This window comes from Massilia arenae (genome assembly GCF_008014745.1).
Taxonomy (GTDB): domain Bacteria; phylum Pseudomonadota; class Gammaproteobacteria; order Burkholderiales; family Burkholderiaceae_D; genus Telluria; species Telluria arenae.
Genome location: NZ_VPFD01000005.1, coordinates 65,791 through 89,065 on the forward strand (window position 1 = coordinate 65,791; position 23,275 = coordinate 89,065).

The 23,275-nt window shown below is 67.1% G+C and carries 18 protein-coding genes; 14 read left to right on the forward strand and 4 right to left on the reverse strand.

All coding sequences use genetic code 11. The features are described 5' to 3' along the window. Positions 1-21 precede the first annotated feature (21 nt). The 10 genes from FVD38_RS06605 (at position 22) to FVD38_RS06650 (ending at position 15,595) form a co-directional block, all read left to right on the forward strand. A complete protein-coding gene (locus FVD38_RS06605; protein WP_147934090.1) occupies positions 22-2,139 on the forward strand; it encodes a TonB-dependent siderophore receptor in 2,118 nt (705 codons plus the stop codon). Then, positions 2,139-3,569 (forward strand): DUF3526 domain-containing protein, encoded by a 1,431-nt coding sequence (locus FVD38_RS06610; protein WP_147934091.1) that lies wholly within the window; start codon positions 2,139-2,141, stop codon positions 3,567-3,569. The genes FVD38_RS06605 and FVD38_RS06610 overlap by 1 nt, the downstream gene beginning before the upstream one ends. Next, entirely contained in the window at positions 3,566-4,966 is a 1,401-nt protein-coding gene (locus FVD38_RS06615; RefSeq protein ID WP_147934092.1) for an ABC transporter permease subunit, read from the forward strand. Before FVD38_RS06610 ends, FVD38_RS06615 begins: the two co-directional genes overlap by 4 nt. A gap of 8 nt (positions 4,967-4,974) precedes the next feature. Continuing rightward, entirely contained in the window at positions 4,975-5,703 is a 729-nt protein-coding gene (locus FVD38_RS06620; protein ID WP_147934093.1) for an ABC transporter ATP-binding protein, read from the forward strand. Between the two features lie 19 nt (positions 5,704-5,722). After that, complete coding sequence (locus FVD38_RS06625) at positions 5,723-7,972, forward strand: TonB-dependent receptor domain-containing protein (protein WP_147934094.1); 2,250 nt, start codon at positions 5,723-5,725, stop codon at positions 7,970-7,972. Between the two features lie 105 nt (positions 7,973-8,077). Beyond that, a complete protein-coding gene (locus tag FVD38_RS06630; RefSeq protein ID WP_147934095.1) occupies positions 8,078-8,917 on the forward strand; it encodes an alpha/beta fold hydrolase in 840 nt (279 codons plus the stop codon). A 247-nt stretch (positions 8,918-9,164) separates the two neighbouring features. Beyond that, a complete protein-coding gene (locus tag FVD38_RS06635; protein WP_147934096.1) occupies positions 9,165-10,325 on the forward strand; it encodes an efflux RND transporter periplasmic adaptor subunit in 1,161 nt (386 codons plus the stop codon). A 6-nt stretch (positions 10,326-10,331) separates the two neighbouring features. Continuing rightward, the gene (locus tag FVD38_RS06640; RefSeq protein ID WP_147934097.1) at positions 10,332-13,514 is read left to right on the forward strand and encodes an efflux RND transporter permease subunit; all 3,183 of its coding nucleotides are present in this window, start codon (positions 10,332-10,334) and stop codon (positions 13,512-13,514) included. A 7-nt stretch (positions 13,515-13,521) separates the two neighbouring features. Next, positions 13,522-14,202, forward strand: a complete 681-nt coding sequence (locus FVD38_RS06645) for a response regulator transcription factor (protein ID WP_147934098.1) — start codon at positions 13,522-13,524, stop codon at positions 14,200-14,202. A 10-nt stretch (positions 14,203-14,212) separates the two neighbouring features. Then, a complete protein-coding gene (locus tag FVD38_RS06650; RefSeq protein WP_147934099.1) occupies positions 14,213-15,595 on the forward strand; it encodes a sensor histidine kinase in 1,383 nt (460 codons plus the stop codon). 4 nt (positions 15,596-15,599) lie between these two features. On the opposite strand, the gene FVD38_RS06655 is transcribed toward FVD38_RS06650, so the two are convergent. Beyond that, the gene (locus tag FVD38_RS06655) at positions 15,600-16,730 is read right to left on the reverse strand and encodes an amidohydrolase family protein (protein ID WP_147934100.1); all 1,131 of its coding nucleotides are present in this window, start codon (positions 16,728-16,730) and stop codon (positions 15,600-15,602) included. Between FVD38_RS06655 and FVD38_RS06660 the strand changes: the two genes are divergently transcribed. Beyond that, the gene (locus tag FVD38_RS06660) at positions 16,698-17,057 is read left to right on the forward strand and encodes a hypothetical protein (protein ID WP_147934101.1); all 360 of its coding nucleotides are present in this window, start codon (positions 16,698-16,700) and stop codon (positions 17,055-17,057) included. The two genes, FVD38_RS06655 and FVD38_RS06660, sit on opposite strands and share 33 nt — an antisense overlap. Before the next feature lie 416 nt (positions 17,058-17,473). On the opposite strand, the gene FVD38_RS06665 is transcribed toward FVD38_RS06660, so the two are convergent. Both FVD38_RS06665 and FVD38_RS06670 read right to left on the reverse strand, forming a co-directional pair. Then, positions 17,474-18,124 (reverse strand): YitT family protein, encoded by a 651-nt coding sequence (locus FVD38_RS06665; protein WP_229493463.1) that lies wholly within the window; start codon positions 18,122-18,124, stop codon positions 17,474-17,476. Between the two features lie 344 nt (positions 18,125-18,468). Beyond that, positions 18,469-19,377, reverse strand: coding sequence for a LysR substrate-binding domain-containing protein (locus FVD38_RS06670; RefSeq protein ID WP_147934102.1), 909 nt, complete (start codon positions 19,375-19,377; stop codon positions 18,469-18,471). A 95-nt stretch (positions 19,378-19,472) separates the two neighbouring features. Here FVD38_RS06670 and FVD38_RS06675 point away from each other — a divergent pair, with 95 nt between their 5' ends. Both FVD38_RS06675 and FVD38_RS06680 read left to right on the forward strand, forming a co-directional pair. After that, positions 19,473-20,561 carry a tartrate dehydrogenase gene (locus FVD38_RS06675; protein ID WP_147934103.1) on the forward strand — a complete coding sequence of 363 codons (1,089 nt, stop codon included), beginning with the start codon at positions 19,473-19,475 and terminating at the stop codon, positions 20,559-20,561. A 101-nt stretch (positions 20,562-20,662) separates the two neighbouring features. Beyond that, positions 20,663-21,130, forward strand: a complete 468-nt coding sequence (locus FVD38_RS06680) for an RDD family protein (RefSeq protein ID WP_147934104.1) — start codon at positions 20,663-20,665, stop codon at positions 21,128-21,130. Here the strand turns inward: FVD38_RS06680 and FVD38_RS06685 are convergent. After that, positions 21,120-22,286 carry a mandelate racemase/muconate lactonizing enzyme family protein gene (locus FVD38_RS06685; protein WP_147934105.1) on the reverse strand — a complete coding sequence of 389 codons (1,167 nt, stop codon included), beginning with the start codon at positions 22,284-22,286 and terminating at the stop codon, positions 21,120-21,122. The two genes, FVD38_RS06680 and FVD38_RS06685, sit on opposite strands and share 11 nt — an antisense overlap. A 90-nt stretch (positions 22,287-22,376) precedes the next feature. Here FVD38_RS06685 and FVD38_RS06690 point away from each other — a divergent pair, with 90 nt between their 5' ends. Then, positions 22,377-23,273, forward strand: coding sequence for a LysR family transcriptional regulator (locus tag FVD38_RS06690; protein ID WP_147934106.1), 897 nt, complete (start codon positions 22,377-22,379; stop codon positions 23,271-23,273). Positions 23,274-23,275: the final 2 nt, after the last annotated feature.

Consider the following 23,275-nt stretch of genomic DNA (forward strand, 5'->3'; position numbering starts at 1 on the left):
GCACGTCTCAAGGAAAGAAGAATGAAGAAGCCTTTCGATACCGCACCCCGCCCTGCGCCGCGCCGCACGCTCATGGGCCTGTGCCTTGGCGCCGCGCTCGCCGGCCACGCCGCCGCGCACGCAGTCGCCCAAGAAGTGCCGCAGGTGGTCGTCAACGCCAGCCTGGAAGAACCGTATGCACCCTCGCACGCCACGGTCGGCGGCAAGACGCCGCAGCGCCTGGTCGACATCCCGCAATCGGCCACCGTGTTCAGCGCCGAACGGATCCGCGACCAGAACCTGTTCACCCTGGGCGACCTGATGCAGCAGGCGCCAGGCGTGAGCGTAATGCCCTTCGACGGCGCCAATCCCGACTTCCGCGCACGCGGCTACGCCATGGAGCTGAGCTATGACGGCATTCCCGCCAGCCAGGCCGGCAGCGGCCAGCAGGAATTCGAGCTGGCGGTCTACGAGCGGGTCGAGGTGCTGCGCGGGCCATCGGGCGTGACCGCCGGCGCCGGCCAGCCGGGCGGCGTGATCAACTTCGTGCGCAAGCGCGGCAGCCGCGAACCGCTGTTCTCGGGCACAGTCAGCGTCGGTTCCTACGACAACCGCCGGGTCGAACTCGACGCCGGCGGACCGCTGAACGCCGCCGGCACGCTGCGCGCCCGCGCGGTCGCGACCTTCCAGGACCGCGACTACTTCCACGACACCACCCATGACCGCAAATGGCTGGGCTACCTGGCGCTAGACGCCGACGTGGCGCGCGGCACCACCCTGTCGTTCGCCTTCACGCGCCAGGTCGATGATCTCGACTCGACCACCATGGGCTTGCCGGCATGGAGCGACGGCGCCTTCTTCGAGGCGCCGCGCGAGACCCATGTGTATCCGTCCTGGAACCGCATGGCGTGGGCCACCAGCCAGGCCGAACTCGAACTGGCCCACAAGCTGGCGGCGGGCTGGGAAGTGCGGGCGCGCGCCGTGCGCCGCAGCGTCGACAAGTTCTACAAGGACGGCTACCCGAGCACGGGCGTGAACCGCGCCACCGGCACCGCCACCTACGCGCGCCGCATGGCCGGACTGGACTTCGAGCGCGAGGCCGCCGACCTGTTCGCCACCGGTCCGTTCTCGCTGTTCGGCCGCCGCCACAGCCTGACGGTAGGGTATAACTTCGACCGGCGCGTGGCCGACAACCAGTCGGTCACCTATGCCGCGGTGCCGAACGTCGACGTCTTCGATCCCGACAGCGTGCCGGAACCGGACGGCAACTTTACCCGCGGTAGCGCCAACCGGGTCACCCAGAGCGGCGCCTATGCCCAGGCCCGGCTCTCGCTGGCCGACCCGTTCACATTGACGCTGGGCGCGCGCAGCTCCAACTACCGCAATGAGACCCGCAATATCGCGCCGACACCGGAGACGGCATTCATCGCCACCACCCGCGAACGCGGCGAGGTGACGCCGTCGGCGGCCCTGCTGTGGCATATCGCGCCCGAGGTCAATGCCTACGTCTCCTACGCCGACATCTTCTTCCCGCAATCGCAGATGGACGCCCAGCGCCGCACGCTCGACCCGCGCGTGGGCAGCCAGGTGGAGATCGGGGCCAAGGGCGTGTTCCTGGACGGCCGCCTGAATGCCTCGGCCGCCGTGTTCAATGCGCGCGACCGCAACCGCGCGCTGGCCACCGACGTCGTCGACGTCTACGTCCCCGCCGGCGACGTCAAGGTGCGCGGGGTCGAGTTCGAGATCGGCGGCCGGCCCTTGCCCGAGCTGAACCTGACGGCCGGCTACACCTTCCTGCGCACGGAATACGGCGTCCACCCGACCCTGGAGGGCGCCGAATGGTCGACCTTCGAACCCAAGCACAGTCTGAAACTGTACGCGCGCTGGCAACCGGCCTGGATGCGCGGCCTGTTCCTCGGCGGCGGCATGACCGCCAGCAGCGCGCTGCTGGGCACCGGCGAACGGGGCCTGCGCGAACAGGGCGGCTACGCGGTCGCCAACGCCCAGCTGGGCTATGCGCTGGACCGCCGCCTGGCCGTGACGCTGGCCGTCAACAACGTGTTCGACCGTACTTACTGGGCGCGCGTGGGCGGCCTGAACACCTACAACATCTATGGCGATCCGCGCAGCGTGCTGCTGAGCGTGCGCGGGAGCTACTGATGTCTACCGCCATGTCACCCCTGCGCCTGATCGTGCGCCAGCAGTGGATGTCGCTGGCGCGCGAGCGCCGCCTGCGCCTGCTCGGCCTGCTAGTGCTGGCCCTGAGCGCACTCGCCCTGTTCGACGCGGCGCTCGATGCCCGGCGCCTGGAGAACGCGCGCATCCACGACACCGTGGCCGAGGAAGCGGTATGGGAGGCCCAGGGCGAGGCCAACCCGCATGGGGCGGCCCACTTCGGGCGCTTTGTCTACAAGCCGGCGGCGCCGCTGGCGGTGCTCGATCCTGGCGTCACGGCCCACCTGGGTTCCACCCTCAAGCTCGAGGGCCACGTCCAGAACGCCAGCCGCTTCAGGGCCACCGATGGCGGCGCGGCCCTGAGCCGCTTTGGCGGCTTCAGCCCCGCCTTCGCCCTGCAGGTGCTGGTGCCGTTGACGATCGTGTTCGCCGCCTTCGGCGTTTTTTCGGGCGAGCGGGCGCGCCAGCTGGCCTGGCAGGAAATCGGCGCCGGCGCCACTCCCTGGCAGCTGATGCTGGGCCGCTTCGCCGCCTGCGCGGCCGTCCTGCTGCTGCTCCTGGCGCTGGTGGGCGTGCTGGCGGCGCTGGCTACCGTCCCGGCCTGGAGCGCCGCCCACTTCGCGGCCCTTGGCCTGATGCTGGCCGCCCATGGCCTGTACTGGACCGCCATCCTCGGCGTCACGCTGGCCATCTCGGCCTGGAGCGCCAGCAGCCGTGGCGCGCTGTTCGGCGCCCTGGCGTTCTGGATCGTGACGGCGGTGCTGGCGCCGATGCTGGCGCCCATGCTGGCCGAGGCGCGCCATCCGACGCCGAGCGCCGAAGCCTTCGAGGCCGCCGTGACCGACGAGGTGATGAAGGGTCCGGACGGCCACAGCCCGCGCGACGTGCGCTTCGCCGAATTCGAGAAGGCCACGCTGGCCCGCTACGGCGTCAGGCACATCGACGAGCTGCCGATCAACTACGCCGGCCTGCTGTTCGAGCATGGCGAGAAGGCGACCGCCGACATCTACAACCGCCACGTCGACCGGCTGTACGACGGTTACGCGGCCCAGGCGCGCCTTGCGCTGGCCGGCAGCGCGTTCTCGCCGCTGCTGGCCCTGCGTCCGCTGTCGTCCAGCCTGGCGCGCACCGATATGGAAGCGCACCGCCACTTCCTGGCCCAGGCCGAGCGCTATCGCTACGAGACGGTGCAGGCGCTCAACCGCGACATCAAGCTCAACCGTAAGCCGCAGATGCGCGAATACGCCAGCGACGTGGCGGCGATCACGCGCGGCATTGCGTTCGCGCCGCAGCCGCTGGCCCTGGGCGAACTGCTGCCGCGCACCACTGTGCCGTTTGCCGCGCTGGCGGCCTGGGTAGGCGGCGCGTTGCTGCTGATGCGCCTCGCCGCGCGCCGGCTGGAGGGCGCGGCATGAGTGCGACCTTGACCATCATCCGCATGGAAGGACGGCGCCTGCTGCGCGGGCGCTGGCTGCTGCCGCTGTGGCTCCTGTTCGGCGTGCTGTGCGCCTGCGCCGCCTGGAACGGCGCGGCCTGGGTCGAGGGGCGCCAGGCCACGCTTGCGCTCATCCTCGAGGACGAGCGCGCGACCCACGCCATGCGCCGCACCCAGCTCGCCGAACAGGTCACGCCGGACAACAAGTCGCGCTACGGCGGCGCGCTGTACGCCACCGCGATGTCGCTGCGCGCCACCCTGCCGCCGGGCGAACTGGCGCTGCTGACGGTCGGCCAGGCCGAGGGCTACCCGATGGCGGCGACCGTTTTCCCGTTTATCGCCAGCAATACAATCTTCGACCGCCACACGGCCGGTATGGAAAACCCGGCGGTGCTGGCGGCCGGCCGGTTCGACCTGGCCTTCGCGATCGTCTGGCTGCTGCCATTGCTGGTGCTGGCCGGGAGCTTCGACCTGTTCGCGGCCGAACGCGAGCGCGGGATGGCGCCGTGGCTGCTGTCGCAACCGATCGCGCCGGCGCATCTGCTGGCGGCGAAGGCGGCGGCGCGTGCATTGCTGCTGGCCCTGCCGCTGGCGGCGATCGTGGTCGCGACCCTGGCCTTCGCGAGCGAGGCCGGGCCGACGGCGCTGCTGCAGGCCGGAGGCCTGGTCCTGCTGTATGCGCTGTTCTGGCTCGTGCTTGCCCTCTTCGTCAACCTGGTCGCCCGCAACGCCGCCCAGGCGGCGCTGGGCTGCCTGGGCGCCTGGCTGGCCCTGGTCGTGCTGTTGCCGGCGCTGGCCCTGGGCGTGGCCGACCTGGCCGCGCCACCGGTCAGCCAGGCCGAGCGCGCGAACGCGCTGCGTGCCAAGGCGATGCAGGCGCGCGCCGAACTGCGCACTGCGGTCGCGCCCGATCGCGTGCCCGCGCCCAACATCCCCGACAGCCTGAGGCGCCGCGCGCTCGAGGTCGAGCGCGGCGAACGGCTGATCCAGGAAGCGCTCCAGCCCTACCGCGCGCAGCAGGCGCAGCGCCTGGCCTGGCTCGACGGCCTGCGCGTGGTCTCGCCCGCGATCGCGCTGCAGGACGCGCTGGAGAGGCTGGCCGGGAGCGACGCCGGGCGCGCCCTGCGCTTCCAGGACCAGGCCCACGGCTTCCTGCTCGAGGTGCGCCAGCTCGTGCGGCGCCACCTGGACCAGGACCGCCTGCTCACCGTCGCCGACTACGACCGCGGCCTGCCGCGCTTCGTGCTGCGCGAGGCGCCGCCCGTCGAGCGCCTTGGCGCCCTGCTGTTCGACGCCGCCGTCATCGTCCTAGGCATGGCCGCCCTGCTGCTGGCCGCCGGCCGCCGGCTGCGCCGCCACGCCACCTTCACCGAATGAGGTCCACCATGCTGCACGCACAAGCGCTGTCCAAATCCTTCGGGGGCCAGCGCGCCCTCGACAACCTCGACCTGCGCATCGCGCCGGGCGAGATATTCTGCATGCTCGGCGCCAATGGCGCCGGCAAGACCACCACCATCAAGCTGCTGCTGGGTTTCCTGGCGCCGACCTCGGGCCTGGCCCTGGTCGACGGCATCGACGTCCAGAAGGATCCCCTGGCCGCGCGCCGCCGCCTGCTCTACCTGCCGGAGCAGGTGGCGCTGTACGGGGAACTCTCCGGCCTGGAAAACCTGGACTACTTCGCCGGGCTCGCCGGTGTGCCTGACCGTACCCCGGCGCGCCTGCGCGGTTGGCTCGAGCAGGCCGGGGTGCCGGCCGCCGCCATCGAACGCCGCGCCGTCGGCTATTCGAAGGGCATGCGCCAGAAGGTCGCGATCGCGCTGGCCATCGCGCGCCAGGCGAGCGGCCTGCTGCTGGACGAGCCGACCTCAGGCCTCGACCCGCAGGCCAGCGCCGAATTCCACCGCCTGTTGCTGCGCCAGCGCGACGCCGGCGCGGCGGTGCTGATGGCCACCCACGACCTGTTCCGCGCGCGCGAAGTGGCCACCACGATCGGCCTGATGCGCGACGGTCGCCTGTTGCGCACCTTGCGCGCGAACGAGGTCTCGGCGCTGGAGCTCGAGCAACTGTATCTGGAAGAGATGGCGCTTGGCGCCTCGGCCACAGCAACCGTTTGATCACCCTGAAAGGACTACCATGAAACGCCTTCCCATCCTGGGCGCCTGCCTTGTACTGGCTCCCGCCCTGCCGCTGGCCGCCGAGCGCGAACCCGAACCCGACAGCACCGTCGTTGTCACCGCCCGCCGCGACGACGCCGCGCCATTGACCGTCACGCCGGTGCAGACATTATCGGGCCAGGAACTCGTGCGGCGCCGCATGGGCACCCTCGGCGAAACGCTGGCCGGCCTGCCCGGCGTCCACCTCGACAATTTCGGCGCCGGCGCCGCCAGGCCAGTGATCCGCGGCCAGACCCTGCCGCGCATCGAGGTGCTGAGCGATGGCGCCAACCTGTTCGACGTGTCGTCGGTCTCGCCCGACCACGGCATCGCCACCGATCCACTGCTGCTGGACGCCATCGAGGTCATGCGCGGACCGGCCGCCGTGCGCTACGGCGGCAACGCGACCGGCGGCGCGATCAACCTGATCGACAGCAAGGTGCCGAAGCTGGTCCCCGAGGGCGGCGTCACCGGCGCGACAGAAATACGCTACGGCACTGGCGACAATGAGAAAACCGTGGTCGGCCGCGTCACCGCCGGCAGCGGCAACTTCGCCCTGCATGCCGAAGGCGCCAAACGTAATTCCGGAGAGTACGAGGTGCCGTCCGCCTTCGGCGCCGACAGGCTGCGCGACTCCTTCGCCGACAGCGAGAACTATAGCGTGGGCGGTTCGTGGATCACCAAGAAGGGCTATATCGGCGCGGCCTATACGCGCGTGCGCAACGAGTACGGCCTGCCCGGACACAGCCATGCGAATGGCGTGTGCCACCTGCACGGTTATTTCAATCCGGTGCGGGTCGACCTGCATTGCGTGGGGCATGGGAGTTACCAGAATCCGCTGGACAATCCCGACTCGGACACGGCCTGGATCGACTTGCGCAGCGATCGTGTGGATGTCCGGGCCGACTATGTCGATCCGCTGCCCGGCTTTTCCGGCCTCAAGTTCCGCGCTTCGCACACCGACTACCAGCACGACGAGATCGACGGCCCCATCCTGTATAGCCGCTATACCAACAAGGTCAAGGATGGCCGCCTCGAGCTGACCCACAAGCCCCTGCTCGGATTCACCGGCACGCTCGGCCTGCAGTATACGGACGGCACTTTCGGCGGACTGAATCTGATCGACCTGCACGTGCCATCGACCAACTTTTACGGGTTCGAAGGGCAGACACGCTATGTAACCGAGAACACCGGGCTTTTCCTCAGCGAACGGCGCGCGTTCGGCGCCGTCGACGTCGAGCTCGCCGTACGCAAGGACTGGCGCACGGTCAGCGTGCCCATTCCCGGGGAATTCTTCATCCGGGTGCCGGAAGAATATATTCCCTCTTATGAACAGATGGACGGCCCGAACTGGCGTCAGGTACTCGAAGCGAGCATGCGCGAGGGCCATGTCAGCAGAAACCCCGACCGTAAGCATCGTCCGCTCTCCGCCTCGATCGGCGCGACCTTGAATATTGGCGGCGGCTACTCGGCCGCCCTGGCGCTGGCGCGCAGCGAGCGGGCGCCGAATATGCGCGAGCTATTCGCCTTCGGCAACAATCTCGCCACCAATAGCTATGAACTGGGATTGCTGGCCGACTGGGAGTTCATCGATCCCATTCTCGACGAGGCCGGCATTTTCCGCGGCGATGTCCTGGAAAAATCGGACACGCTGAACCTCACCTTCCGCAAGGCCGGCGGGCCGTTCGAGTTCGAAGTCGGGCTGTTCCACCAGGACGTCGACGACTATGTGTACGCCCACGCGCTGGAAACCGAGACCCGCAACGGCCTCGCCCACCATTTCCTGATCTATACGGCGGGCAAGGCACGTTTCAAGGGTATCGACGGCCAGGCCAGCTACCGTCTCACGCCAGCCTCGCGCGTGACAGTCTTCGGCGACTATGTGCATGCCGAGCTCGGCGATGAAAAAGGTTATCTGCCGCGCATCCCGCCGGCGCGGCTGGGCGCCCGCTACCAGGGCGACTGGGGGCCGCTGTCGGCGGGATTCGAGGTCTACCGCCAGTTCACGCAAGACCGGCTGGCGCCGCTGGAGACGCGCACCGATGGCTACAATATGCTCAACGCAACCCTGGCTTACCGCTTCCCCCACGGCCCCGGCCGCTGGACCGAGCTCTACCTCAGCGGCACGAATTTGACCGATGAGCTGGCGTATAGCCACGCGTCCTTCGTCAAGGCCCAGTCGCCGTTGCGCGGACGCAATATCGTGTTTGGACTGCGCAATCAGTTCTAATCCTTGATCCCGACGGCAACGCCTTGCCGCCGATCCGGAACAATCGACGAAGCCCGGCATCTGATCCATGCCGGGCCACCGCCCACCACGTCGAAAGGAAACCCGATGGCCTATTTCACCACCCGCGACGGCGTCGACATCTATTACAAGGACTGGGGCCGCGGCCGGCCGGTCGTGTTCTGCCACGGCTGGCCGCTGGGCGCCGACAGCTGGGAAGCGCAGATGCTGCACCTGTCGCACAACGGTTTCCGCACCATCGCGCATGACCGGCGCGGGCATATGCGCTCGAGTCAGCCGTGGGATGGCAACGATATGGACCATTACGCCGACGACCTGGCCCAGCTGCTCGAATTGCTCGACCTAAATGACGTGTGCCTGGTCGGCTTCTCGACCGGCGGTGGCGAGGTGGCGCGCTACGTCGGCCGCCACGGCACCGGGCGCATTGCCAGGCTGGTCCTGATCGGGGCCGTGCCGCCGCTGATGGTGCAGCGGCCCGACAATCCGGACGGCGTGCCGCGCGAAGTGTTCGACGGCATCCGCGCCAGCCAGATCGAGAACCGGGCCCAGCTCTACCTCGATATTCCGTCCGGCCCCTTCTATGGCTTCAACCGGCCGGGCGCGACGCCGTCGCCGGGGCTGATCCAGTCGTGGTTCTTGCAGGGAATGTTAGGCGGGCACAAGAATACCTACGATTCGATCGCGGCGTTTTCCGAAACCGATTTTCGGGATGACCTCAGGAAATTTGATAAGCCAACCCTGATCATTCACGGCGACGACGACCAGGTGGTGCCGATCGACGTCGGCGGCCGGGCCTCGGCGCGGCTGGTTCCGCATGCCACCTTCATTGCCTATGCCGGGGCGCCGCATGGCTTGACGGATACACACAAGGACCGGGTGAACGCCGACCTGCTGGCCTTCGCGCGCGGAGAAACCGTCGGACATTAGTCCCGATACTCCCAGTCCCAGGCCATGGCGGCGGGCATACTCCCCCCCGCCCGCCGTCGGAAGCGCCGGGTTGCACTTTTCCGCTCTGCGGTAACAGGCTATCGCTCATCCATGGACCATTCTGGCACAGCTGAAGGACAACATTAACGAAAATTAATAATTCGCACACCCCCGCTTAAGCCGGCGCCGGGCATGATCGAAGGTAGGGAAAATACCGCTCTCAACCTTGCATTCCGGATCCGACTACATGCCTTCGACCACTTCCTTGCGCCGCCAGCCGGCCCTTGGCGCCGCCGTACTGGCGGCGCTGCTGCTGTCCGCCTGCGCCAAAGACCCGAAACCCGTCGCGCCCACCGTTCCGGAGGTGGCCGTCCTGACGATGAGCACGTCCAACGTGGCGCTGAACATCGCCCTGCCGGGTCGCACGGCGCCCTTCCTGCTGGCCGAGGTCCGGGCCCGGGTCGACGGCATCGTGCAGGAACGCCGGTTCAAGGAAGGGGCCGACGTCAAGCAAGGCGATCCGCTCTACCTGATCGACCCGGCGCCCTATCGCGCCACGCTGGCCAGCGCCGAGGCCGAGCTGCAGCGGGCCCAGGCCACGCTGGCCAGCAACGCCTCCCAGCTCAAGCGCAACCAGGTGCTGGTGAAGGAAAATGCGGTCAGCAAGCAGGAATTCGAGAACGCAGAGGCGGCCCAGCTGGAAGCCGCGGCCGACGTTGCCGCCGCCAAGGCCGCCGTCGAGACCGCCCGCATCAACCTCGGTTATACCAGCGTCAGCGCGCCGATCACCGGCCGCAGCAGCGTGTCCACGGTGACGCAAGGCGCCTATGTCCAGGGCAGCGCCGCGACCCTGATGACCACCGTCCAGCAGATCGACCCGATGTACGTCGACCTGCAACAGTCGAGCGTCGACGGCCTGGCCCTGCGCCGCGAGATCGCCGCCGGCCGGGTGCGCATGGACGGCGCCAACGCCGCCAAGGTCAGCCTGACGCTGGAAGACGGCACGACTTACAGCCGCCAGGGCACGCTCGAGTTTTCCGGCGTGACGGTCGACCAGGCCACCGGCGCGGTCACCCTGCGCGCGCGCTTCCCGAATCCGGACAAGCTGCTGCTGCCCGGCATGTTCGTGCGCGCCAGCGTCAGCCAGGGCGTGCGCCAGGCCGTGATGCGGGTGCCGGCGCCGGCCGTCTCGCGCACCCCGCAAGGCACCGCGACCGTCATGGTCGTCGACCGCGAAAACAAGGCCCAGCTGCGCAGCGTGCGCACCGGCGCCCTGGTCGACGGTTACTGGCTGATCGACGAGGGCCTGAAGGAAGGCGAACGCGTGATCATCAGCGGCACCCAGAAGCTGCGTCCGGGCACCGTGGTCCGGATCGGCGCGCCGTCGGCGCCCGCCAGCCAGGGATAAGCGACGATGCCAAAGTTCTTCATCCAGCGCCCGATCTTCGCGATCGTCATTTCGCTGCTCATCATGCTGGCGGGCGGCATCGCCCTGTACAGCATGCCGATCGAGCAGTATCCGCCGGTGTCGCCGCCGTCGGTGCAGATCCAGGCCGACTTCCCGGGCGCCTCGGCCGAGACCATGCAGAACACCGTGATCCAGGTGATCGAGCAGCAGCTGACCGCGATCGACAACCTGCTGTACATCGATTCCTCGAGCGACGATTCGGGCCGCTCGACCACCACCCTCACCTTCGCCGCCGGCACCGATCCCGACATCGCCCAGGTGCAGGTGCAGAACCAGCTGCAGGCGGCTGTGCCGCGCCTGCCGGCCGAGGTGCAGCAGACCGGCCTGCGGGTGACCAAGTCGACCAGCGACTTCCTGATGGTGGCCGCCTTCGTGTCGGACGACGACAGCATGACCAAGTTCGACATCGCCAACTACGTGTCGTCGAACATCCAGGATCCGCTCAGCCGCATCTCGGGCGTGGGCAGCATGAACGTGTTCGGCACCCAGTACGCCATGCGGATCTGGCTCGACCCGGTCAAGCTGACCGCCTATGCGCTGACGCCGCTGGACGTCAGCGCCGCCATCCGGGCCCAGAACGTGCAGGTTTCCGGCGGCCAGCTGGGCGGCACGCCGGCGGTGCAGGGACAGTCGATCAACGCCACCATCACCCAGGCGACGCTGCTGCGCACGCCGGAGGAATTCCAGCGCATCCTGGTCAAGGTCCAGCCGGACGGCTCGAGCGTGCGCATCGGGGACGTGGCGCGGGTCGCGCTCGGCTCGGAGAACTACCACGTCGATGTGCGCTACAACGGCAAGCCGGCGTCGGGCCTGGGCATCCAGCTGGCGCCGGGCGCCAACGCGCTCGACACCGCGGTCGCGGTGCGGGCCCGCCTGGCCGAGCTGGGCGAGTTCTTCCCGCCGGGCCTGCGCACCGTGTACCCGAACGACGTCACGCCCTTCATCGAGCAATCGATCAGCGGCGTGATGCACACCCTGATCGAGGGCATCGTGCTGGTGTTCCTGGTCATGTACCTGTTCCTGCAAAACTTCCGCGCCACCCTGATCCCGTCGATCACGGTGCCGGTCGTGCTGCTGGGGACCTTCGGCATCATGGCGGCGCTGGGCTTCACCGTCAATACGCTGTCGATGTTCGGCCTGGTGCTGTCGATCGGCCTCTTGGTCGATGACGCCATCGTGGTGGTCGAGAACGTCGAGCGCGTGATGCACGAGGACGGCCTGCCGCCGAAGGAAGCGACGGTCAAGGCCATGGGCCAGATCACCAGCGCGCTGATCGGCGTGGCCCTGGTGCTGTCGGCGGTGTTCGTGCCGGTGGCCTTCTCGAGCGGCACGGTGGGCGCGATCTACCGCGAGTTCTCGCTCACGGTGGTGGCCTCGATGCTGCTGTCGGCCTTCATCGCGCTGACCTTGACCCCGGCGCTGTGCGCGACCATGCTCAAGCCGGTCGACCCCAACCACCACGCAAAGAAAGGCTTTTTCGGCTGGTTCAACCGCGGCTTCGACAAGAGCCGCGACCGCTACCTGGGCGCGGTGAGCAGCATCCTGGGCCGCCGCGCGCTGGGGATGGTGGTGTACCTGGTCATCATCGGCATCGTCGCGGCGCTGTTCCTGCGCCTGCCGGGCGGCTTCCTGCCCAAGGAAGACCAGGGCTTCATGCTGGTCCAGGTCCAGACCCCGGCCGGCACCACCCAGGAACAGACCGGCAAGGTGCTCGATGAGATCAGCACCTATCTGCTGAACGACGAAAAGGCGATGGTCGAGGCGACCATGGTCATCAACGGCTCGGGCCAGGGCCAGCGCGGCCAGAACGTGGGCCGCATGTTCGTGCGCCTGCACGACTGGGACGAGCGCAAGGACGATGCCCTGCACGTGTCGGCGCTCTCCAACCGGATCGCCGCGCGCTACAAGGACTTGCAGAACGCCCAGGTGGTGCCGATCGAGCCGCCGTCGATCCGCGGCCTGGGCTCGGCCACCGGCTTCACGATGCAACTGCAGGACCGCGGCGGCCTTGGCCGCGACGCACTGGCCAAGGCGCGCGACCAGTTGCTGGAACTGGCGGCCAAGGAACCGGCCCTGACCCGGGTGCGCTTCACCGGCCAGGCCGACAACCCGACCTACAAGATCGACATCGACCGCGAAAAGGCTGCCGCGCTGGGCATCGACCTGACCCTGGTCGACCAGACCTTCTCGACTGCCTGGGGCTCGCGCTACATCAACAACTTCCTCGACATGGACAACCGCATCAAGCGCGTCTACATCCAGGCCGACGCCCAGTTCCGCATGAACCCGGACGACATCAAACTGCTGCACGTCAGGAACGGCCAGGGCGATATGGTGCCGTTCTCGAGCTTCGCCAGCGCGCGCTGGTCGTGGGGTTCGCCGTCGATGCAGCGCTATAACGGCATCACCTCGGCCGAGATCGTGGGCCAGCCGACGGCCGGCCACAGTACCGGCGAGGCGATGGCCATCATGACCCGCCTGGCGGCCCAGCTGCCGCAGGGCATCGGCTTCGAATGGAGCGGCATCTCGCTGCAGGAATCGCAGGCCGGTGCCCAGGCGCCGCTGCTGTACGCGCTGTCGATCCTGGTCGTGTTCCTGTGCCTGGCGGCGCTGTACGAGAGCTGGGCGATCCCGATCTCGGTGATCATGGTGGTGCCGATCGGCGTGCTCGGTGCGCTGGGCGCCGCCACCGCCTTCGGCATGGAGAACGACGTGTTCTTCCAGGTGGGCCTGTTGACCACCATCGGCCTGTCGGCCAAGAACGCGATCCTGATCGCGGAATTCGCACGCGAGCTGCAGATGCAGGGCATGGAGCTGGTCGAGGCGGTCATGGAAGCGTCGAAGGTGCGTCTGCGTCCGATCATCATGACCTCGATGGCCTTCATCCTGGGCGTGCTGCCGCTGGCGATCTCCAGCGGGGCCGGCTCGGGCAGCCAGAACGCGCTGGGCATCGGCGTGATCGGCGGGATGCTGACCGCGACCTTCCTGGCGACCTTCCTGATTCCGCTGTTCTACGTGATCGTCGCCGGCCGCGCCAAGCCGCCGGCGATCCACGCACCACCGCCGCCACCGCCCGTGGTCCACGCGCCGAAGGCCGAGGCAGCGGATACAATGCCGGCTTCCCAATGAGACTGCCGTGAAACTGTTACTCGTCGAAGACAATGAACGCGTGGCCCGCTTCGTCAAGAAGGGGCTGACCGAGGCCGGCCATACGGTCGACCACGCCGACAACGGCCGCGACGGCATGTACCATGCCGTCAGCGAGCCTTACGACGCGATCGTCATGGACCGCATGCTGCCGGGCGGGATCGACGGCCTGGGCATCATCGAAGCGCTGCGCCAGCAGGGCAACCGGGTGCCGATCCTGATCCTCTCCGCGCTGGACGGCGTGGATGACCGCATCCGCGGCCTGCGCGCCGGCGGCGACGACTACCTGACCAAGCCGTTCGCCTTCGGCGAGCTGCTGGCGCGGCTCGACGCCCTGCTGCGCCGTTCGCAGAGCCAGGCGGTGGAGACCGTGATGAGCCTGGGCGACCTGTCGGTCGACATGCTGTCGCACCGCGTCACGCGCGCCGGCAAGCCGGTGGCGCTGCAGCCGCGCGAATTCAAGCTGCTTACTTACCTGCTGCGCCACGCCAACCAGGTGGTGACGCGCACCATGCTGCTCGAGAACGTGTGGGATTACCACTTCGACCCGCAAACCAACGTCATCGACGTCCACATCAGCAAGCTGCGCCAGAAGATCGACGCGGGTTTTGCCACGCCGCTGCTGCGCACCGTGCGCAATGCCGGCTATATGCTGACCGACCAGCCATGAGCCATCTGCCTTGAACCTGCGCCTGCCCAGCTTTTCCGCCCGCACCATCGCGATCGGCTACGCCGTCGTCACCCTGCTGGTGCTGGCGATGTTCGCCGCGCCGCTGTGGTTCGCCTGGCACAAGAACATCGGCGAGGTCCGCACCCAGCTGCTCAAGACGGACGCCCGGCACCTGCGCAATCTGTTCGAGCGCCAGGGCCCGCCGGCGCTGGCGGCGGCGATCGACAGCCAGGTCCATGGCGTCAATGACGGCGTGCGCAAGATCATGCTGTTCGTGGCGCCCGACGGCGCCAAGCTGGCCGGCAACCTGCCGGAGTGGCCCGAGGGCGTGCCCGAGCGCGACGGCCTGTGCCAGGTGACGATCCGGGTCGACGACAAGCCGCGCAACGTGGAGCTGGTGCGGGTGACGCTGGAAGACGGCTATATGCTGCTGGTGGCCAGCAACCTGGATCGCTTCCAGCAGCTCGAGCGCCTGTTCGCCTATGGCCTGCTGGGCTGCGCGCTGGCCGTGCTGGTGGGGGCGGCGCTGGGCGGCGTGTTGATCCGGCGCGCGCTCCTGGGGCGGGTGCAGCGCATCAGCCAGACCACGGCGTCGATCATCGAAGGCAAGCTGTCACACCGCCTGGTGGAACCGCGCGACGGCGACGAGCTGCAGCAGCTGACCCGCACCGTCAACCGCATGCTGGACCAGATCGAGCACCTGGTGACGGGGGTGCAGGACGTGTCGAACGCGATCGCGCACGACCTGCGCACGCCGCTGTCGGAGCTGCGCGCGCGGCTCGAGGAACTGTCGGTGGCGCGTCCGCCGAGCGAGGAAACCTTCGCCGAGATCGACGCCGCCATCGACGACGTCGATCGCGTGATGGGCATCTTCAACGCGCTGCTGCGCCTGGCCGAAATCGACAGCGGCAGCCGGCGCGGCGGTTTCGTCGAGGTCGACCTGGCCGCGCTGGGCGCCGAGGTCACCGAATTCTACGGACCGGTGGCCGAACTGAAGGACATCGACCTGGGCTTCGACGCGCCCGAGGATTTGCGGGTGGTGGGCGACCCGGTGCTGCTGGCCCAGGCCCTGGGCAATATGGCCGACAACGCCCTGAAATACGCGCCGGTGCGCGGCGTGATCGCGATCACCGCGCGCCGCCTCGACGCCGACCGGGTGGCGGTGGTGGTGGCCGACAACGGCCCGGGCATTCCGGAACACGAGCGCACGCGCGTGATCGAGCGCTTCTACCGGGTCGACGCCAGCCGCGGCACGCCGGGCGTGGGCCTGGGCCTGAGCGTGGTCTCGGCCGTGGCGCGCCTGCATGGCGGCAGCCTGACGCTGGAAGACAACCATCCGGGCCTGCGCGCCACGCTGCTGCTGCACGCCAATCCGGCTACGCAAACCTATTGAGGTTTTATTGGGAAGCAGCGCCTGCGCGTTCGAGGATGGCGTCGATCGAGGCGCGCGCCTCTTTCATCACGCGGGGAACATCGACGCCGATCAGGCGCCCGTCTCGCTTGAGTACGACACCGTCGACGATCACCGTGTCGACGTTGGCCGGCGTGGCCGAATACACGATCAGGGCATAGGGATCGCTGTCCTCGGCCAGGGCCATGTTCAGGGCACCGGGGTCGAGCAGGATCAGGTCGGCGCGCTTGCCGGGCGTGATCGAACCGATCTGGTCGTCCATGCCAATCGAGCGCGCCGCCTCGATCGTCGCCAGTTCGAGGATGCGGCGCGGCGCGACCGCCGTTTCCTTCTTGCCGGCGCCGGACTCGGTGAGCGCGAGCAGGCGCATATTGGCGAACAGGTCGGCGCTGCCGGCCAGCGCCGTGCCGTCGATGCCCAGGCCGATGCGCCCCACGGCCGCGTAGTCGTCCAGCACGGTCAGGCCATAGCCAACCCGCTGCTCGGTGACCGGCGTCAGCGACAGCGCACTGCCTGCCTTTCGAAACGCCGCCAGCTCGGCCGGCGTAGCGCCGGTGGCGTGCACGATCTGCACATCCTTACCGAGAAGGCCGCTGGCGGCCAGCGCGCCATTGCGCTTGCCGCCGGAATGCACCGAGACCGGCAAGCCGAGCTTGCGCGCCGCCGCGATCTCGCGGCGGCCGGTGGCAACCACGTCGGCCTTGCCCTCCCCCACCCCGCGCCACCCCAGCCCCAGCGTGACCCGCCCCGGCCGCGCCCGCGCCGCCGCAGCAGCGAGCAGCTCGAGATCGACGCTCTCGGCCGCGCGGAGATCGTCATGCGCGCCCGCCATCAACCGCGCGCGAATGCCGCTTCGCAGCAGCGCCTCTTCAGCCGCCTCCAGGTGCGCCGAGCTGCGCAGGTTATGAAAGAAATCGACAGTAGTCGTGACGCCCGAAGACATGGTCTCAACAGCGCCGAAATACGTACCGATACGAACGTCATCCGCCGTATAGTGCCGCCCCAGCCGCTTCTTGAGCGCAAAATAATCGGTGTCAGGCGTATTCCGAAACTGCCCGCGCGCCGCACTGAGCCACAGATGGTTATGCGTATCGACCAGCCCCGGCAGCAAGATCATCCCACGCGCATCGATCCTCTCCGCCCCCGCCGCCTCGAGCCCGCGCCCAACCGCAACAATCCGCCCATCCCTTACCAGCACATCCGCATCGCGCCGCTCACCCTGCTGCGGATCAAGGCTAACGACATACGCGTTCTGAATCAGCAAGCCACGCTGCTGCCCAAAAACCGCCTGACACGACGCAAACAACAGCCCGAACACAACACAATGCAAAAGACGCGGCATGGCAATTTCCAGACAATAAAATTGCCACCAATTCTACAACCCACCCCCACTGAGCCGCGCGCGCTTACCGCCCAGCCCAATCCACAATTAGGGTCAGAGTAAAATTGTTTGACAACTTCAGTAAATCAATTAGTCAATAATTCGACTCTGACCCTAATTATTGGACAATGTCTCCGATCGACCTGAGCATTAGCGTCGAACTTATCGACAATCCAAGAAATTGCTCAGTAAATCGACTCTGACCCTAATTCTTTGCGTCAGATTTGGCGCCATTTTTGTTGGCGATTGAGAACCAGTTGGAACCGAGAACTAGTCTTACCGATGATAGCGCTCGCACGAGCGTAAAACAAAGAGGGTCAGTGTCGAATTGTTTGCCAATTTTTGAAAATCAATTGGCAAATAATTCGACTCTGACCCTCATTATTTCGCTGCCTGATTACAGGCAGCTGTTCATCGAGAATAGCTGCCGATCAAGCGGAGTAATTGCTCAATAATTCTACTCTGACCCTAATTGGGATTTAGCTGCCGAAGTAGCGGCCGGAGCGGTGCCAGACCATGACCATGCTGCTCATTGCCACCGCGCTCAGTGCCGACCAGCCGACCAGGTGCGGGGCCACCAGGCCCAGGGCCAGCAGCAGGATGACGCTGTCGATCATGACCTGGGTGCGGCCGGCGTTGATGCCGTATTTTTTTTGCAGCCACAGGGTGACGATGCCGGTGCCGCCGACGCCGGCGCCATGGCGCGCCATGGCCAGGATGCCCATGCCGCAGAAGGTGCCGCCGCCCAGTGCCGCCACCGCGGGGTGGATGTGGTCGATCACCAACACGAAAGGCATGATCTTGAGCAGGCCCATGATCAACGCGCTGCCAGCCAGCGACTTCAAGGTGAAGAGCGGGCCCATGAACAGGTAGCCGAACAGGAAGAACGGCACGTTGATCATCATGAACAAGGTGCCGACCGACAGCCCGCTCACATACGACGTCAGCAGCGCGATGCCGGCCACGCCGCCGGTGATCAGCTGGGCCGCCTGCAGCAGCACGATGCCGATCACGACGAACAGCACGCCAACGGCAATGCCGTAGACGTCATCGAGTGGCGAATGGGGCTTGACCACGACTGCGCGCTGGGAAGGCGATGCGGAACCGGGGAACATGGCAGACTGGCTCATTCGCGCACCGCCGCATCGACGACGATGGTGGCAATCGCCACGCGAACGGACAGGGTCCGCCGGGTGGCCGTGCAGGGGGTAGCGACGAGCGTAGAGCTGAAGTTCATGTTCCTTGAGATATAGAGGTAACAGGGATGCCGGCGCGCCGGGTAGGCGCAAATGCGCGAAACGCACGGGGTATGGTGCGCTTCGGGCCGCTATTATCGCTCATGTTGCGGCGCAATGTCGATACACCACGCATCGTGGCGTAGTGGATGAGAAACACCTGAACTAAGACACTTGTGCGGAGCACCATTCCGGTGCGCGCACCCCTGTTTCGGTGCGAGTCGTCCACCCAAAATGCCCTATTCCGGTGCCCGCCCCGCGGCCAGCTCGCGTTCCAGGAACTCCACGCACACCCGCACCTTGGCGGAATTGCCCAGCCGCTGCGGATACACGGCCCAGACATTGGCCTCCTGGCTGAAGTCAGGCAGCACCTGCACTAGCAGCCCGGCATCGAGATGGGGCTGGGCATGCCAGCGCGAGCGCAGGATGATGCCGGCGCCGTCGAGCGCCCAGCGCAGCGCGATCTCGCCATGGTTGGTCGACAGCGCACCCGAGACCTTCACCGTCTCTTCGCCTGCGCGCGAACGCAGCCGCCACACGCCAAATGGATGGTCGCGCTCCTTGATCACCAGGCACTGGTGGCCAGACAGCTCCGGCAATGAGCGCGGCGCCCCATGCCGTGCGAGGTAATCCGGCGCCGCGCACAGGATGCGGTGGTTCGCCATCAGGCGGCGCGCGATCAGCTGCGGCGCGATCTCGTCGCCGATGCGCACGTCGAGGTCGAAGCCTTCGGCCACCGGATCAACCAGGCGGTCGAACACCTCGACCCGGATCTGCAGCGCCGGATAGGCGCGCACCAGCTTGGCGATGGCCGGAGCCACTACATTGCGCCCGAACCCGAAGCTGCTGCAGATGCGCACCCGACCACTGGGCTCGCGGCGCCGCTCCGATACCTCGTCGACCAGGTCGTCCAGGCTGTCGAGGATGGCCTGGGCCCGCCCGAAAGCCTGCTCGCCCTCCTCGGTGATGACGATGCGGCGCGTGGTGCGCTGGAACAGCCGCACGCCCAGCGCTTCTTCCAGCACGCCGATGCGCTTGCTCACATAAGCCGCCGACATGCCCAGTTCCGCGGCGGCCTGGGCGAACGAACCTTTGCGCACGACGGTCACGAACACGCGCAAGTCGGCATTCTCCAGTAGATTATTCACGCTTCGTGTTCCTTGCCGCCACGGAAAGCCTTATTATAAACACCGCGTTTTGGATTATTCTAGGCACACCAATCCAGCACTCAGGAGCACGCTACATGAACACCCACAAGATCGCAGTCATCGCCGGCGACGGCATCGGCAAGGAAGTCATGCCCGAGGGCCTGCGCGCCCTCGAAGTCACCGCCCGCCGCTTCGGGATCAACCTCGAATTCACCACCTTCGCCTGGGCCGACTGCGACTACTACGCCCAGCACGGCAAGATGATGCCGGACGACTGGCGCCAGCAGCTCGACGGCTTCGAGGCGATCTATTTCGGCGCCGTCGGCTGGCCCGACACGGTGCCCGACCATGTCTCGCTGTGGGGTTCGCTGCTTAAATTCCGGCGCGAGTTCGACCAGTACGTCAACCTGCGCCCGGTGCGCCTGATGCCCGGCGTGCCCTGCCCGCTGGCCAACAAGAAGCCCGGCGACATCGACTTCTACGTGGTGCGCGAAAACACCGAAGGCGAATACTCCTCGGTCGGCGGCAAGATGTTCGAAGGGACCGAGCGCGAATTCGTGCTGCAGGAATCGGTCTTCACCCGCCACGGCACCGACCGCATCCTCAAGTACGCCTTCGACCTGGCCCAGCGCCGTCCAAAGAAACACCTGACCGCCGCCACCAAGTCGAACGGCATCTCGATCTCGATGCCCTACTGGGACGAACGCGTGGCCGCCATCGGCCAGCAGTATGGCGACGTCAAATGGGACAAGTACCACATCGACATCCTGTGCGCGCGCTTCGTGATCTCGCCCGAGCGCTTCGACGTGGTGGTGGCCTCCAACCTGTTCGGCGACATCCTGTCCGACCTTGGCCCGGCCTGCACCGGCACCATCGGCATCGCGCCGTCGGCCAACCTGAATCCGGAACGCACCTTCCCTTCGCTGTTCGAACCGGTGCACGGCTCGGCGCCCGACATCTACGGCAAGAACATCGCCAACCCGATCGCCATGATCTGGTCGGGCGCGATGATGCTCGATTTCCTGGGCCAGGGCGACGCCACCTATACCGCTGCCCACGACGCCATGCTGGCGGCGATCGAACGATGCCTGGTCGAAGGACCGCGCACGCCGGACATGGGCGGCGCGGCCAATACCACCGAGGTGGGCCAGGCGGTCGCGCGCTATCTGGACAAGGACAGCTGACCTGCGGCGCACCTGCGTCTGACCTGCGCCCGGCCTGCTTGCATGCCGGCCGAGCCGGTGCTACTGTCCACTGCACCACTGACATCCCACGAAAGGACAGCATGGCGCTGCACGACGCAGGCGAACCGGAATACCTCGGCTTCTGGCTCCGGGTAGGCGCCGCCCTCCTCGACACCATCCTGATGATGATGCTCACGGCGCCGCTGCTCTGGTACCTGTACGGGCCGGCCTATTGGCACGATCCGTCCTTCGACGGCGGCCTGGCCGACCTGTTCATCGGCTGGGTGCTGCCCGCCATCGTCATCATGCTGTTCTGGCTCGCGCGTTCGACCACGCCGGGCAAGATGGCCATCGACGCCGTCATCGTCGACGCGCGCACCGGCGCCAGGCCGAGCGCGCGCCAGTTCCTGGTGCGCTACGTCGGCTACTTCGTCTCCAGCATCCCGCTGGGGCTCGGCCTGATCTGGGTCGGCATCGATGCGCGCAAGCAGGGCTGGCACGACAAGATGGCCGGCACGGTCGTGGTCAAGCGGCGCAGGCGCACGACGCCGCCGCCGATCAAGCGGTAAGCCGCCGCATCTCGGCAATCAGGTCGGCCTTGCCCTCGAAGCCGATCCCCGGCAAGTCCGGCATCGTGATGTAGCCATTCTCGACCTTCACGCCGTCAGGGAAGCCGCCATACGGCTGGAACAGGTCGGGATACGACTCGTTGCCGCCCAGCCCCAGCCCGGCCGCGATATTCAACGACATCTGATGCCCGCCGTGCGGAATGCAGCGGCTGGCCGACCAGCCATGCTGGCGCAGCATATCGAGCGTGCGCAGGTATTCCACCAGCCCGTAGCTCAGCGCGCAGTCGAACTGCAGCCAGTCGCGATCGGGACGCATGCCGCCGTGGCGGATCAGGTTGCGCGCGTCCTGCATCGAGAACAGGTTCTCGCCAGTGGCCATCGGCTTGTCGTAGTAGTTGCGCAGGGTGGCCTGCAGCTCGTAGTCGAGCGGATCGCCCGCTTCCTCGTACCAGAACAGATCGTACTGCGACAGCGCCTTGGCGTAGCGGATCGCGGTGTCCAGGTCGAAGCGGCCGTTGGCGTCCACCGCCAGCTTCTGGCCATCCCCCAGCACGCTCAGGATCGAATCGATGCGGCGCAGGTCTTCGTCGAGCGAGGCGCCGCCGATCTTCTTCTTGACTACCGTGTAGCCGCGATCCAGGTAGCTGCGCATCTCGTCCTTCAGCTTGCCGTGGTCCTGGCCCGGATAATAATAGCCGCCGGCCGCGTAGACGAACACCTTGCGATCCGGCTCGCCGTTGCCGTAACGCTCGGCCAGCAGCTGGAACAGCGGCTTGCCGGCGATTTTCGCGGTCGCGTCCCATACCGCCATGTCGATGGTGCCGATGGCCACCGAGCGCTCACCATGGCCGCCCGGCTTCTCGTTGGTGAACATCGCCTGCCACACCTTGTGCGGATCCAGGTTGTCACCGCTGGCGTCGACCAGCGACGCCGGGTCGGCCTCGAGGATGCGCGGGATGAAGCGCTCGCGCATCAGGGTGCCCTGGCCGTAGCGGCCGTTGGAATTGAAGCCGTAGCCGATCACCGGTTGCCCGTCGCGCACGACATCGGTCACCACGGCGACCACGCTCAGCGTCATCTTGCTGAAATCGATATAGGCGTTGCGGATCGGGGAGCTGATCGGGACGGTCTTTTCGCGGATTTCGACGATTCTCATCTGGTATTCCTTCGCATTGAACGAGCCACCAGATTATTCGCTTCAAAGGCGGTTATGATTGAGCCGGATTCACTAGATTATTAACCTGCGGTGAAAAACGACCTCGCCTCCCACCTCGAATTCTTCGTCCTGCTGGCACGCCACGGCAACCTGTCGGCCGCCGCGCGCGAGCTGGACCTGACCCCGCCCGCCGCCACCAAGCGCCTGGCGCAGCTGGAACAACACCTGGGCGTGCGCCTGGTCAACCGCACCACCCGCACCAGCAGCCTGACGCCGGAAGGCGAAACCTATCTGCACTACGCGACCCGGATCCTGGCCGAGCTGCGCGAGATGGAAGAAGCGGTGTCCAGCACGCGCTCGGTGCCGCGTGGGCTGCTGAAGGTGAACGCCTCGCTGGGCTTCGGGCGCACCGCGATCGCGCCGCTCGTCTCGAGCTTCGCCCAGCGCTATCCGCAGGTCGAGGTGCAGCTCGACGTCACCGACCGCCCGGTCGACCTGGTTGCGAACGGCATCGACCTGGCGATCCGCTTCGGCGAGCTGCCCGACCAGCGCCTGGTGGCGCGCCGCATCATGTCGAACCGGCGCTTCCTGTGCGCCTCGCCGCGCTACCTCGAACGGCATGGAGAGCCGGGCAGCCTGGCCGACCTGGCACAGCACCGCTGCATCGTCCATCGCCAGAACGAGGACGCGCACGGCGTGTGGCGCTTGGTGCACGAGGGCCGCAATGTCTCGGTGAAGGTACAGGGCACGCTATCGAGCAACGATGGCGACATCGCCCTCGGCTGGGCGCTCGACGGCCACGGCATCCTGGTGCGCTCGGAATGGGACTTGAAAAAATACGTCGACAGCGGCCGCCTGCGCATCGTGCTGCCGCAGTACGTGCAGCCGGCGGCCGACCTGTACGTGGTCTATCCGGGCGGACGCCGGCAATCGGCGCGGGCGCGCGCCTTCATCGATTTCCTGGCCGCGCAGTTCGCGCCTTCTTGAGT